Annotated in this window: 12 protein-coding genes; 7 read left to right on the forward strand and 5 right to left on the reverse strand. The window is 41.2% G+C overall.

Annotated elements, in window-relative coordinates; translation table 11 throughout:
- Window positions 1–105: 105 nt before the first annotated feature.
- On the reverse strand, window positions 106–1,053 hold the full coding sequence (locus ND6B_RS10830; RefSeq protein WP_033103325.1) for a sodium-dependent bicarbonate transport family permease: 948 nt from the start codon (window positions 1,051–1,053) through the stop codon (window positions 106–108).
- Window positions 1,054–1,177: 124 nt separating this feature from the next.
- On the opposite strand from ND6B_RS10830, the gene ND6B_RS10825 reads away from it, so the two are divergent.
- The 4 genes from ND6B_RS10825 to ND6B_RS10805 all read left to right on the forward strand — a co-directional run bounded on the left by ND6B_RS10825 (window position 1,178) and on the right by ND6B_RS10805 (window position 4,665).
- Window positions 1,178–2,122, forward strand: coding sequence for a LysR family transcriptional regulator (locus tag ND6B_RS10825; protein ID WP_033103326.1), 945 nt, complete (start codon window positions 1,178–1,180; stop codon window positions 2,120–2,122).
- Between the two features lie 125 nt (window positions 2,123–2,247).
- Window positions 2,248–2,664: a hypothetical protein gene (locus ND6B_RS10820; RefSeq protein WP_033103327.1), complete on the forward strand. Its 417-nt coding sequence runs from the start codon at window positions 2,248–2,250 to the stop codon at window positions 2,662–2,664.
- Window positions 2,665–3,344: 680 nt separating this feature from the next.
- A complete protein-coding gene (locus ND6B_RS10810) occupies window positions 3,345–3,848 on the forward strand; it encodes an Mpo1 family 2-hydroxy fatty acid dioxygenase (RefSeq protein ID WP_013465113.1) in 504 nt (167 codons plus the stop codon).
- A 25-nt stretch (window positions 3,849–3,873) separates the two neighbouring features.
- Window positions 3,874–4,665, forward strand: a complete 792-nt coding sequence (locus ND6B_RS10805) for an SDR family oxidoreductase (protein WP_033103329.1) — start codon at window positions 3,874–3,876, stop codon at window positions 4,663–4,665.
- 155 nt (window positions 4,666–4,820) lie between these two features.
- Here ND6B_RS10805 and ND6B_RS10800 read toward each other — a convergent pair whose 3' ends face one another.
- The 3 genes from ND6B_RS10800 to ND6B_RS10790 form a co-directional block, all read right to left on the reverse strand.
- The gene (locus ND6B_RS10800) at window positions 4,821–5,366 is read right to left on the reverse strand and encodes a DUF7010 family protein (protein ID WP_024603118.1); all 546 of its coding nucleotides are present in this window, start codon (window positions 5,364–5,366) and stop codon (window positions 4,821–4,823) included.
- A 297-nt stretch (window positions 5,367–5,663) separates the two neighbouring features.
- On the reverse strand, window positions 5,664–5,843 hold the full coding sequence (locus tag ND6B_RS10795) for a DUF6435 family protein (protein WP_024603117.1): 180 nt from the start codon (window positions 5,841–5,843) through the stop codon (window positions 5,664–5,666).
- 92 nt (window positions 5,844–5,935) lie between these two features.
- On the reverse strand, window positions 5,936–7,096 hold the full coding sequence (locus ND6B_RS10790; protein ID WP_033103330.1) for a PQQ-dependent sugar dehydrogenase: 1,161 nt from the start codon (window positions 7,094–7,096) through the stop codon (window positions 5,936–5,938).
- 366 nt (window positions 7,097–7,462) lie between these two features.
- Here ND6B_RS10790 and ND6B_RS10785 point away from each other — a divergent pair, with 366 nt between their 5' ends.
- The 3 genes from ND6B_RS10785 to ND6B_RS10775 all read left to right on the forward strand — a co-directional run bounded on the left by ND6B_RS10785 (window position 7,463) and on the right by ND6B_RS10775 (window position 10,782).
- Window positions 7,463–8,506: a flavin reductase family protein gene (locus ND6B_RS10785; RefSeq protein ID WP_033103331.1), complete on the forward strand. Its 1,044-nt coding sequence runs from the start codon at window positions 7,463–7,465 to the stop codon at window positions 8,504–8,506.
- Window positions 8,503–9,555, forward strand: coding sequence for a fatty acid desaturase family protein (locus ND6B_RS10780; protein ID WP_033103332.1), 1,053 nt, complete (start codon window positions 8,503–8,505; stop codon window positions 9,553–9,555). Before ND6B_RS10785 ends, ND6B_RS10780 begins: the two co-directional genes overlap by 4 nt.
- A 225-nt stretch (window positions 9,556–9,780) precedes the next feature.
- On the forward strand, window positions 9,781–10,782 hold the full coding sequence (locus ND6B_RS10775) for a branched-chain amino acid aminotransferase (protein ID WP_318249039.1): 1,002 nt from the start codon (window positions 9,781–9,783) through the stop codon (window positions 10,780–10,782).
- Between the two features lie 62 nt (window positions 10,783–10,844).
- Here ND6B_RS10775 and ND6B_RS10770 read toward each other — a convergent pair whose 3' ends face one another.
- Window positions 10,845–13,400 carry a TonB-dependent receptor plug domain-containing protein gene (locus ND6B_RS10770; RefSeq protein WP_033103334.1) on the reverse strand — a complete coding sequence of 852 codons (2,556 nt, stop codon included), beginning with the start codon at window positions 13,398–13,400 and terminating at the stop codon, window positions 10,845–10,847.
- Window positions 13,401–13,471 lie beyond the last annotated feature (71 nt).

A 13,471-nucleotide genomic window follows, 5' to 3' on the forward strand; every position in this document is an offset into this window, starting at 1 on the left:
GTTTTTGTTTTATATTTGTTGAGTTTTTAAAGAGGGTAATAACTTAGTAATGGCGGGGCATAGTTAAAAAATAAAAGCCCATGTTGGGCTTTATTGGTGTTTATTTTAATGCATGGCAAGCGCAAGCTTATGGTACAAACCAATACCAACAATCACATTAAACGGAAACGTTACCCCTAAAGAGCTCAGCATACCTAGGCCAATATCAGCCTTGGGAACGGCTGCTTTAATTGCCGCAGGGGCTGCAATATAAGACGCACTAGCCACTAAACTACCGAGTATCACCACCGAGCCTAATTCTAATTTTAATAGTGTGCCTACAGCCACGCCAATAGTACCTAAAAATAGCGGAGTGATAATAGCAAATGCAGCGAGTCTCCAATGCTGCCAAGGAAATGGGCGCAGAGTTTGCGCAGCCACTAAACCCATTTCAAGTAAAAACAATGCCAGTACTACTTTAAAACTACTGGTTAAAAGACTGGTTACTTGGCTGCCTTGCTGTGTGCCATACATCATTCCGATGATCACACCGCCTACCAATAAAATCACGCTTTTGTTAGTGAGTGTTTCGTGCCAAAGCGCTTTGAGTGACAGTGTATTACTTTGGCTATGTTGTTTATCGAGTTTACGATACAGCATTAAACCGACAATAATGGCAGGTAATTCGAGCATCACTAAATACAGTGTAACCTCAGCACCTACCTCTAATTTAGCCGACTCTGCATAAGCCAATGCAACTGCAAAGGTACCTGCGCTTACCGAGCCATAATGCGCGGCAATACTGGCGCTATTAGCCACACTGAGTCTAACAACATATTTTAAAATAGGGTAAAGAGTAAGGGGAATAAGACCACCGAGTAACATAACCGAGGCCATTTCAGGAAGAAGTTGCCAGCTTAAGTTACCATGCAGCACCATGCCACCTTTTAACCCTATGGTGAGCATTAACAATAGACTTAGTGTGTCATAAGTGGCTTTAGGTATCGCTAAATCAGAACGTAAAATCCCCGCCACTAATCCTAAAATAAAAAACATTACGACGATATCAGGCACACTGTTCTCCTTTTTGTTATTAGTTACTCAATTTGTTAAGCGGAGCTATTGTAAACCTATCTTTGTATAGTAAATAATAAAATGAATGATAGTATCTTATAGATAAAAATCTATGAGGTGAGTAATGAACATAAGGCAACTATCATTTAGGCTACTCGAAGTCTTTATGAGTGTAGTTAAAACCGGCTCCATTAGCGAAACAGCTCGGCAATTGCATTTAACCCAGCCTACCGTTTCTTTGCAAATTAAGCGCTTACAAGAAACCGTTAATGAACCTTTAATTGTTATGCAACAGCAAAAATTACAGGTTACCGAGGCTGGCTTACAATTATTTAGAACTTGTGAGCAAGTGTTTGGTCACTTTGATGATTACCAAGACTATTTAGCCGAGCTTAAAGGCGGGGAGCGCGGGCGCTGTAAAATTGCCATGGTAAACACTGCACAATATATTTTACCTAAGTTACTTGGGCCTTACAGTAATGCCCATCCCCATGTAGAGCTGCCATTGGAAATTGGCAACCGCTCTGCAGTGTTAGCGCGTTTTGAGCGTGGAGAAGACGACATTTATGTGTTTAGCCACCCACCATCACTTGAACATGCCCAAGCTGCGCGTTTTTTACATAACCCCTTGGTCTTTATTGTGCCGCTTGATCATCCGCTTGCCGATGTAAAAGCATTAACATTAGCTGATTTAATGCCATATCGATTTTTATTAAGAGAGCCAGGCTCTGCTACGCGTATGCTTTTTGAAAGCGAATTACAAAGCCGTGGTTTAGTCCTTAGTGATAGTGTGCAAATGGCCAGTAACGAAGCCATACGAGTTGCTGTTTCCTCGGGAATGGGGATTGCGGTGCTTTCCCATCATGTATTACCAAAAGGCGATAACAGTTTTAAAGTGCTCAATGTAACCGACACCTGCTTAGCCAGCCATTGGTATTTTGTAGTGCGCACAGACAGGCATATTTCTCATGCTGCGCGCAGCTTTTTAAAATTTGCCCAGCTGAATTTAGAGCAATATCTCGATAAGCAATGGGTGCGTAATGAGCTAAATGGGCTTAATTTAAAATAAAGAGTTAAAGCGAAGCGAATAACAAATATAAGTTGGTATTAAAGTTGCTGTAGTTATTCACATACAAGTATCTAAGTGAAAATAGTTAAAGATAGATATTTTAACGCAAAAATGGATTTGAGCTGATGACATCAATAACCTTTAAAAATCAATATAGTATTTATATTAGTACAATAAATAAACCGGCAAAAGCTGACGAAGTAGCGGCAACTTCTGGCCCTGTGGCAACAGCTAAAACCAGTGATAGCGAACAAACGCAAATAGCAAGCGCTAAGCCACAAGACAAAAGCTTTTTAGAAAATGCGCAAGAGGCGCTTATCTATCAACGATTAGGAGTTGATAAAGAAAAAATTGCAGAGTTAAAAGCAGCAATCGAGGCATTGGCAGAAAAACTCCAAGAGCAAGGTGCTGATATAGACACCATTAAAGAGCAGCTTGCAGAGTTACAAAAAATGCTGGAGCAAGAATACGAAAAAGGCACTGATCGAATGGCCATGCAACCTACGCATGAAAAAGGCAAGCTTGTAACCGCGTTAGCTTAGATAACGACACGTTGCAAGCTCATTTACTTCTGATTTTAAATAGATTTTAAGAATTATGCACAAAGAGGGCGAAGAGACGCTGCGCTTTTAGAGCAGTGATCTAAACCATAACTTTCATCTGCAACCAAAAAACCAAGCTTGGGCATATAAAAAGTATCAACATGCCTACACTAAGCAAGTTGCCTTTACAGAGATTAAAATCATCAAAAATTCTCTGCCACTTATATTTAAATAAATACCTACCCACAAAAATATCTAAACTAAGCATTATCATTAGCCACACTAAGCCTAATTTAAAACAATCTAGGTAATTTGTAGGGGTAACCCATGGCAGGGCTAACCAAGTTATAGCAAAAATAATGGCGATGCCTGAGAGTAAACTAAGTGTTTTAGCGCGTCGTTGCCCATATAATCGATGCAGAACTCGCACCCGAATGTTGCCATTAATTATCTCGCCTAAAGCAAGTAATAAGCCTATGGCTAGGGCTTTTAATAACATGATGATTTCCTTATATTACAAAGGCCAACAGTTAAACATTTATTTCAAATAGTTTACATCAATACCCAATTAGAGAGCCATTAGTTAGCCTTTTAATTTATAACCATCGGTATTTGTTGTTATTGTGCGCACTTTTTTATAAGGTGAACTTTGCTTATAAAAATAACAACGGGATCAACCTATGAAAACTCTACAGCAACAACTTGGCCAGTATGGCTTGTATCATCGTTCAAAGCGTAACGTATTAACTCACTTTTTTGGTATTCCACTGATTGTATTTGCGGCATTGTGCTTACTAGCGCGTGTTGAAATTCCTCTAGGGAGTTTTAATGTCGATGGGGCGCAGCTTTTTGTCCTTGCCAGTGTGGTTTACTATTTTATGCTGAGCTTTTCGCTAGGTTTAATCATGGGCATCATTTTTACTTTATTGTTAGTGGCAGCGCAGCCTATCGCCGCAATGCCCTTTACATCTTGGCTGACGATTGGTGTGGGTGTGTTTGTATTTGGCTGGGTGTTACAGTTTATTGGTCATTATTTTGAAGGCAAAAAGCCCGCCTTTGTTGATGATTTAGTGGGTTTAATTATTGGCCCTTTGTATGTCACCGCAGAGCTGTTATTTTTAATGGGTTTTTATAAAAATTTAGAACAGCAAGTTAATGAAATAGCGGGCCCAACTAAAGCATAATCAGTCAAAGACTATAAGGTAAACCATGGATTATAATAATAAAACAGTGTGGATCACCGGTGCATCATCTGGCATTGGTGAAGAGCTCGCCAAACAATTTGCAGAGCAAGGTGCGAAGGTTATTTTATCAGCGCGAAATATCGATAAACTCAACCAAGTAAAAGACGAGTTAAAAGGCGAGGGGCATCGTGTTATTCCCCTTGATTTATCAAAGCCCGAAACTGTACTGCAGGATGTATCAGCGCAAATAGATAGCTTAGGCCCAATTGATATTTTAATAAATAATGGTGGCGTATCACAGCGTAGTTTATTTTTAGAAAATGACTTTAAAGTGTACCGCCAACTCATGGAAGTAAATTACTTTGGTTTAATTGCCCTCACTAAAGCAGTGCTACCTTCAATGGTGGCGCGAAAAAGTGGTTCTGTAGTGGCTATTAGTAGCGTGGCAGGCAAAGTGGGCTCTAAGTTTAGAACGGGTTATTCAGGCAGTAAATACGCTGTAGTAGGCTTTATGGATTGCTTACGTGCCGAAGTCGCGCAGCACAATATACATTGCTTAACTATTTGCCCTGGCTCAATTAAAACAGCAATTGCCCATAATTCATTGAACGAGCAAGGAGAGGCACAAAACAAACCTGAGCCTTCAATAGAAAATGGTATGAATGTAAATGTAGCCGCATCGAAAATGCTCACCGCAATCTATAATAAAAAAGACGAAGTTGTAATAGGCCAAGGGTTGAGTGGTTGGGCACCGTTTATAAAACGGTTTTTCCCTAGTTTATTTAATCGATTAACCGCCAAGGTAGAATATAAATAGCCTGAGAATTAGTGGACTGTTAGCAAAAATTTAAGTTAAATTTGTGCTGACAGTGTACTTCTATTTTTTAAATAATGGAGACGTTAAAGTTAATGATGCATAGTGTTAAGCTAAGAGTATCTTTATCTGTAACTTTCCTTTTAGATAACAATTCGCTACGAGGCTTTTACTGCTGACTCTTTTGATTTATTGAAGATCACAATAGAAAATATAACTTCTGTTATGCCGCCAACAAAAGCACCAATGACGAAGTTAGCATTTAATAATATACAAACTACTCCCGCTAGCATAAGCACAGCACCTAAAAGCCAATAAACTTTTGCACCATATAAAGTATTAAAAATTAAATAACGCACACCCATTGCCAACAGCATTATTGGATAAAACCATTGCAGATGCAGCTTAGAAACATAGAAGGCGAGGAAAAAACCAACAAATAAAATAACGGTACTTTCTAAAGCAAGTTTGCCTAATGGGTTTGTGGAGTCATGTTGTCCAGGGCGCTTAAGTACTTTTGATAGCAACATAGCCAGCGGGTGTATAAACATACCACCAATAAACAGGGTAAGCATACTCGCTTTAGTTGAATACAGTACTGCAATTAAACCAGCAAAACACCAAACTAACCCAGAAATAACAACACCTGTTGCGCCACCAAAATAGGCGAGATCCATGTCTTTTTGTGCTTGCTTAAATTCCATAAATACCCCGTGACCTAAAAGTGGATATCCCTCAAACAGAGGAAAGTAATTATTGGTTAATAATTCCACTAATTAACTTTAATGTAAACAACTGATTATGCGAGAAATAAAATGGCTTTTGAGTGTCGCACCAATAGGGCTGTAATAACGTGATGGGGGAAATGCAAAGTGAACTTATAAGAAGTGTATCTAATTTTACTTAGTTGGATAAATGTTTATCGAAGTTATTTAGTCTGGGAAATACAAACCCCGCACTGTTAATGCGGGGGATAGGTTTAAACTCATTTGGTTAAATGTTTACTGGGCTTTTTTGGCTTCGAGCGCTTCTATTTCATTCCAAATTTTTTCAGCCTCGTCGGTTAACATAGCGTAGCTTTTTATATCGCCTTTTCTTTGCGCTTGCATGCCTTGTTCTAATTTTGCGTCGTATTCTTTACGTAATTTTTTGATTGGATCTGGCTTTAAAAATGAAAACATCAACACCCTCGTTGTTTATTAGCTAATTACAGAAACAATACGCAGTGAAGACGCAAAAAGTTTGCTGTTACTGTAATTAGCTTATTAAAAGATTATTGTGGGTCAAGGCGCATAATGCCTTGGCCGTCCAATCCTAAGTAAATAGTGCCATCATCACTTTGTGCTAGACTGCGAATACGACCAATGCCTTCCAGTAATTTACTTTGTTTAACGACATTGCCATCTGCTATTTCAAGTACGCTAATAAACGCGTATTTCATTGAAGCGAGTAAAAATTTTCCTTTAAGCTCAGGATACTTGTCACCTTTTACGAGCAGCATGTCTGAAGGAGCAATAGAGGGTGTCCATTGTAATGTGGGCGCTTGCATGCCTGATTTTTCGGTTAAATCGGTAAACGAGGTGCCGCTGTAGTTAATACCATAACTCACCACTGGCCAGCCGTAGTTAGTTTTAGGTTTAATCATATTAAGCTCATCACCGCCACGGGGGCCGTGTTCGTGTGCCCAAAATACATTATTTTCACCATCGAACCACATGCCTTGTGGGTTACGATGCCCGTAAGACCAAATCGCTGGTTTTGCGTCTTTTTGGTTTACAAATGGGTTGTCAGTTGGAATTTTACCATCGTCGTGTAAACGATAAATTTTACCGCCATCGCGGCTTAAATCTTGTGGGTTAATATCTCGCGAGCCGCGATCGCCAATGGAAAAATACACATAATTTTGGTTATCAAACACAATGCGGCTGCCGTAGTGCTGGCCTTTTTTAGAGTTATGCTCGCCTTTGTATAATTGTTGTGGCTCGCGCAATTGGCTGTGATCGTTACTTAGCTTTGCACGCATAAGTGCAGTGTTACTGCCAGCGCCGTCACCTTCACTGCTTGAGTAAGTGATATACAGCCATTGATTATTAGCAAAATCAGGATGCAGTTCTAAATCAAGTAGGCCGCCTTGGCCGTTGGCATCAATTTTAGGTAGCCCAGAGATTTTAGTTAAGCTGGTGGTATTTTTACGCAGTAAATACAAGGTGCCACTGCGCTCGGTTATTAATAAATCACCGTTTGGCAGAGCCTCAATAGCCCACGGAATGGAAATCCCTTGGGCAACAGTGACCGGTTTTACATTAAGCGCTAATTTATCCAGTTCTTTAAAATCAACTGCGTGAGCACTAAGGCTGGTAAGCGCCGAAAATGCCAATGCACAACTGGCTGTGGCGAGTGTAGAAAATTTTTTACGCGTTGTTACTTTGTTCATAATGGCTTCCAAAATTAACTAAATTTTAACTACCTTAGCACGCTATTAATCACAGTGTTAAGTATTTGGGATGAATGAAATTACACACTATTTAACCGGTTTAATGTTGGTTTTTAGCTTAATGAGCTTGTTTATGCCCCTTAGGTGTTTAACTAACTTTGCGGATATAGGGATTAAAGACCGCTTTAAAAAAATTGAATAATTACTCTATTGGGGTTGAAATTTAAAAATTCGAGCGTACACTTGTGCGCTGAAAGTTGAGCTTACACGTGTAGGCTCAAATATTTAAAGCCCAGTACATGTGTTTGCGTGAATTCGCTTAACACAAAGTGATGGGTAGTCGATTTAAGTAGAGAATTAATCACCATGTTAACTTCGGTATTAGACCAATTTTCAAAATGGTTTTTACACCATCAAAGCTTTGCCGCTTACATAGAGCCCTTAATACAGGTCGTTAAACCTGCATGGCGAGCCGGCTTTTTTCGTGCGCAAATTATTGATGTACACGCGTTGAGTGGTCAGTTTTTAAGTGTAACGCTTAAACCCAATAAACAGTGGCGCGCCCACATTGCGGGCCAGCATATTAGTTTAACGCTTGAGCTCAACGGGCGTTTGCTTACCCGTGTATATACGCTTGCTTGCAGCCCCGCGCAATACAAAGCAACCGGATTGCTGCGAGTTTTAATTAAAACCAATGAGCAAGGACGTTTTACAGCTCAGTTGCAAAGCACATTAAAGGCGCCGTCGTGGTGTAATATTTCTGCGCCAAGTGGCGACTTTGTATTTAAAAGCTGGCATAAAGCCAGCACCTTTGTTGCTGGTGGCTCGGGTATTACACCTATGCTGGCAATGCTTAGCCAGCAATTAGCAAATACTCAGCACACCATCAAATTACTGTATTTTGCAAAAGCTAATGAGCACCAATGCGTTGAAGAACTTGCCGCATTAGCAGAGCGTTATGCGCATTTTTCTTACTTGTTACTCACTCGCGATATGAGCCCGCAATTAACTACGCATATAAACATCGATGACAATCCTGATATTTACTGCTGTGGGCCAGCAGCGTTTATGCAAAAAATTGCACATTTTGCAAACCAGCATCATTTAACCTATTACCAAGAAGCCTTTAGCCTTGCATTGCCAAGCTTAAATGATGACAGTCAATTTACTGTAAAAATTAATAATGATCACCACGACGTAGCAGCGAATGAGGTGTTGTTAACTCAGTTTGAGGCAAAAAAACTACCTGTGCAGCGAGGGTGTGGGATTGGTATTTGTCATCAATGCCAGTGCATTAAAAAAACGGGCGTGGTGCGCAATTTAAAAACCGGTGAGTTATCAGATAACGGCGAGCAGTTAATTCAACTGTGTGTTAGCCAAGCGGTCAGTGATTTGGAGTTACAGCTATGACAACCATAAATTATCAACAATTAGCCGAAGATTTAGATGGCATAAAAATGTCGACGCTTGCCAAAGTAGGGCAAAAGGATGCTAATTATATACGCTCTATTGTCCGCAAGCAGCGACTGTGCGAAATAGGTGGGCGCATTTTATTAATGCTTGGTTTTATTCAGCCCTTACTTTGGGTGGCGGGTGTGTTATTACTGGCTTTGGCTAAAATTCTCGACAACATGGAAATTGGCCACAATGTAATGCATGGTCAATACGATTGGATGAACGACAAACAGCTTAATTCAAAAACATACGAGTGGGATATAGCCTGCGACGGCCAAAGTTGGAACCGAGTACACAATTTTGAGCACCATACTTACACTAATATTATTGGCAAAGACCGCGATTTTGGTTATGGCTTATTAAGATTAAGTAATGACTTTAAATGGCGTTTAAAAAATACTTGGCAGTTTATTACCTATTTAAATTTAAGTGTGCTATTTCAGTGGGGCGTGTCGTACCATGAGCTGGCGGGTGAGCGTGTGTTTATAGGTAAAAAGAAGCCAAACCGCAAAGGGGCTGTAGCGCATAGTACGTTAAAAAAACGCTTTTTTAGTAAAGGGGCGCGCCAATTAATTAAAGACTATGTGCTGTTTCCACTTTTAGCGGGGCCTCTGTTTTTATGGGTGCTAAGCGGTAACTTATTGGCGAACCTAATTCGTAATTTATGGACATCAACCATTATTTTTTGTGGCCATTTTACCGAGCAAACGCATACCTTTTACGAGCAAGATTGTGAAAACGAAAGCCAAGGTCAGTGGTATTATCGCCAAGCGCTTGGGTCGTCAAACATTAAAGGGGCGCGTTGGTTTCATATTTTAACGGGGCATTTAAGTTTTCAAATCGAACACCACTTATTTCCTGATATGCCATCGTCACGCTACCAAGAAATAGCACCACAAGTGCAAGCTGCTTTACAAAAGCAGGGCATTGCATACAACACCGGCGGTTTTTTTCACCAATATACCTCGGTGTTAAAACGTATATTTCGTTATTCATTTAAATAGAGGTTAATAAAATAGCCGCTACTATAATGTATGCATTAAATAATCGGCTAACCTTAAATTGTTAGCTGATTATTGCATTAAAGAGTTAGTAAGTGCTTTTTTGATTAAATAATCATCAGTACATGCAAAAAATTCGTCTAATTAATTTAAAAACACCCTGTTTTGCTATGGTTAAACAGTAGCGGGTTGTCATACAATGGAGAAAAATAGACCACACAAGAGAGAATAAAAATGGCCGCATTTGGTACTGTGTTTATGCCGCAGATGATTCAAGCTAAGTTTTCTGACAATCAGTGGGGCGAAAGCTCAATTGTTCCTTGCGATAAGCTTGAGTTGCATGCAGGTGCACACGTTCTTCATTATTCAAGTACATGTTTTGAAGGTTTAAAAGCCTTTCGCCATGAAGATGGTTCGGTAAATATTTTTAGAATGGATGCAAACATTGCACGTATGCAGCAAAGTTCTGAGTTATTAAGTTTACCAGCGGTTGATGGCGAGATGCTAAAAACAATGATCATCGATATTGTTCGTGAATACGCCGATGAAACGCCGCTTCCTCCTGGTTCTATGTATATTCGCCCAACCCACATTGGTACTGAAGCTGCCATTGGCAAAGCGGCTGCGCCTTCAATGAGCTCATTGCTTTATACGTTATTATCGCCAGTGGGTGACTACTTTTCAGGTGGTGCTACCGCGTTACGTGTTTTATTAGAAGAAGACGGCATGCGCTGTGCCCCGCATATGGGTATGATTAAAAGCGGTGGTAACTATGCTAGCGCGCTTGGCCCAATATCAGCAGCGCGCACTAAATATAAAGCCGACCAAATTTTATTTTGCCCAGGTGGCGATGTGCAAGAAACCGGCGCGGCCAACTTCATATTAATTGATGGCAACGAAATCATTACTAAAGCACTCGACAGCACCTTTTTACATGGTGTTACTCGTAATAGTATTTTAACCATTGCGAAAGATTTAGGAATGACGGTAAGCGAGCGTAACTTTACCGTAACTGAGCTTTTAGAGCGTGCAGCAAAACCAGGCACTGAAGCAGCACTTTCAGGCACTGCAGCAGTATTAACACCAGTAGGTACGTTTATCCATAACGATAATGAATACAAAGTGGGTAATGGTGAACCAGGACCAACAACAGCACGTTTACGTCAAGCATTGAACGATATTCAATGGGGTAAAAGTGAAGATACACACGGTTGGTTAACTAAAATCTAATCGGGTTCAAATTCAATAAAAAGCCACACTAAATAGTGTGGCTTTTTGTTTTTAGCTGCAGCTTAAAATTTCATTTCAACTTTGCCGTAAACATAGCGGCCATTAAAACCAAATGGCGAAAAGCCCGAGTAAGAGAACAAACGAGAGAAAGTGGTTACATCGCTCACTAAATCACGCGTTGGATCTGGGTATACATCAAACACATTATTCGCGCCTAAGCTCAGAGTAATGTTGTTATTAAGTGCATAGGCAACATCTAAGTCGGTGATCCACTTTGGCTTGAGCACTTCGTTACGCTCTGGAATTTCTGATGGGTCTTGTGTTTCACCATAGCGAGTGCTGCGAAGTGTGGTACGCCATTCGTTTAGTGTCCATGTAGCGCTTAGGTTGTATTTATTACGCGGGGTACTTACTTCAAAACGGCGCAGTTCATTACCCGAGAACAAATTATCTTGTTCAACACCTACGCTTTGTAGCTCAGCGGGTGGGGCAATAATATTAGTCACTTCGTTTTTGCCGTAGTTATAGCCTAAATTAAACGCTACATCACCGTAGTTATCGGTCATTAGGTTGTAAGAGGCAACCACATCAACGCCACGGGTTTTGCTATCAATCGCGTTTAAGAAAAACCGCCCTTGGTTAGCTCCAGTGCCCTCAAGTAAGCTTGCTACACCTGCGCCCGACAGGTTATTTGATAACACAATACGGTCATCAATTAATATTTGGTAATAATCCACAGATAAGCTGAAATTAAAGTCGGTTGACCAGGTAAAACCTACCCCGTAGTTGGTGGCTTCTTCTGCATCTAAGCCCGGTGATCCCAATGCAACGGCTACATCACTGCTTGGGGCAAACGTCCCTGTTTGTGTTGGAATACCATCAACAAACACGGTGGCCACTGAAGTAAAATATTGCTGTTGCAGAGAGGGCGCTCTAAAGCCGGTTGATACAGAGCCGCGTAATGCTAAATCTTCTGTTAGCGTATAACGGGTAGCAATTTTACCATTAAGCGTATCACCAAAGTCAGAGTAGTCTTCGTAACGCGCTGCGACGGCAACATTCCAGTTATCTGTAATAAAGGCTTCTAAATCAACGTAAAGGCTAACATTATGGCGGCTGTTATCACCCGCAGACTCAGGTGTGAACCCCGGGAATACTTGCGAACCTGCAGAGCCAAATGGGCCATTAACTGGGTCGGTTACTGCGCCACCAGGGCCAAAAGTGCCTTGTGCGTATGAGGCTTCTTCGCCTGCCTGAATTTCGTAGCCTTCACGACGATACTCAGCGCCCACTGCGACGTTGATTCCGCTAGCTAAAAAGTCTGCATCAATCTCGCGGCTAAAATCAAGATTAATAGTCAGCTGATCGTAGGTAAGTGTACCGGCATCAAAACTGGTTTGACTGCTAGGTCCATATGAGGTGTTTAAGCTATCAATAACACCAAAGTTAAAGGCATCTTGGCCGTATACAGCAGAAGCGTCGTAATTCCATTCATTAGCAAAACCTTTTACGCCGAGTGCTAACGAAAAATCGTCAATATCTGAGGTGATCACCGGTAAAAAGCCATCAGGATAAATTTCTGTTACGTTACGGCTGTCTTGTGCGCGACGATAAAAACCTCCGCCTTCGCCTTCACGCTTGCTGTAAGAGCCAAACGAGTAGAGCTCGGCATCGTTAGTTAATTGATAACCGGCATTATAAAACAGCGCGAAGTCTTCAACGGTGCCATTGCCAAAGTTATGATTGTAACGATCCCATGTGAACTCACGCGGATCAAGAGAGCCATCAGGTAGGCGGGCGTAATTTTCGCGCTGGTCATAATCAGAGCGATTCGTTGAGCTACGGTCGCGATATTCAGTAGAAATACTTAAAAAGCCGTTATCGCCCAATTCAAACCCCATATTACCTTGCAGGGTTAAGGTGTGGCCGTCGGTCAGCGAACGGTCGCTGCCTTCATTAAAGGCTAAGTTGCCATTGGCATCTTCAGAAACGGATTCTAGTTGAGGCACACCCTGCATTTCGGTGATGTTTGCTCCATATACAGCACCTAGGCTGCCGCCACTGCTATTACTTTTAAGGACAATATTAATCACACCGGCAATGGCGTCTGAGCCATATTGCGCAGCGGCACCATCGCGCAATACTTCTATTCGCTCAATGGCATTGGCTGGAATAGCGTTTAAATCAACCGATGATGACCCACGACCGGTTGAACCATTTAAATTAAGCAGTGCATTACTATGGCGACGTTTACCATTTACGAGCACTAAGGTGTGATCAGGTGCTAAGCCACGCAGTTGAGCGGGGCGCACATGGTCGCTGCCATCGGTGATTGATGGCTGAGGGAAATTAAAGCTTGGTAATAAAGTGCTCAGTAGTGCATTGGTTTCAGTTTGCCCTGAACTTTTTAGGGCATCACCGCTAATGATATCAATCGGAACTGGGCTGTCTTCAACTGTGCGGCCGAGTCGGCGAGAGCCAATTACACTAATTTGTTCAATATTTTCTTCTGCTTGTGTTTCTTGCTGTGCGGCATTTACCGACCAGGAGCCAAGTAGTGCAGCGGCAACACTGAGTGTAATGGTTTTTTTTGCTGTAAATAGCTGTTTTAGTTGCATGATTAGTTTCCCTCATTCAATGCTCTACAGGTAATTCAATTATTAATGAACTAATTGAAATTTCTGTTGTC

Origin of the sequence: Pseudoalteromonas sp. ND6B, from assembly GCF_000764215.1 — a bacterium.
In the GTDB taxonomy this organism is placed as follows: domain Bacteria; phylum Pseudomonadota; class Gammaproteobacteria; order Enterobacterales; family Alteromonadaceae; genus Pseudoalteromonas; species Pseudoalteromonas tetraodonis.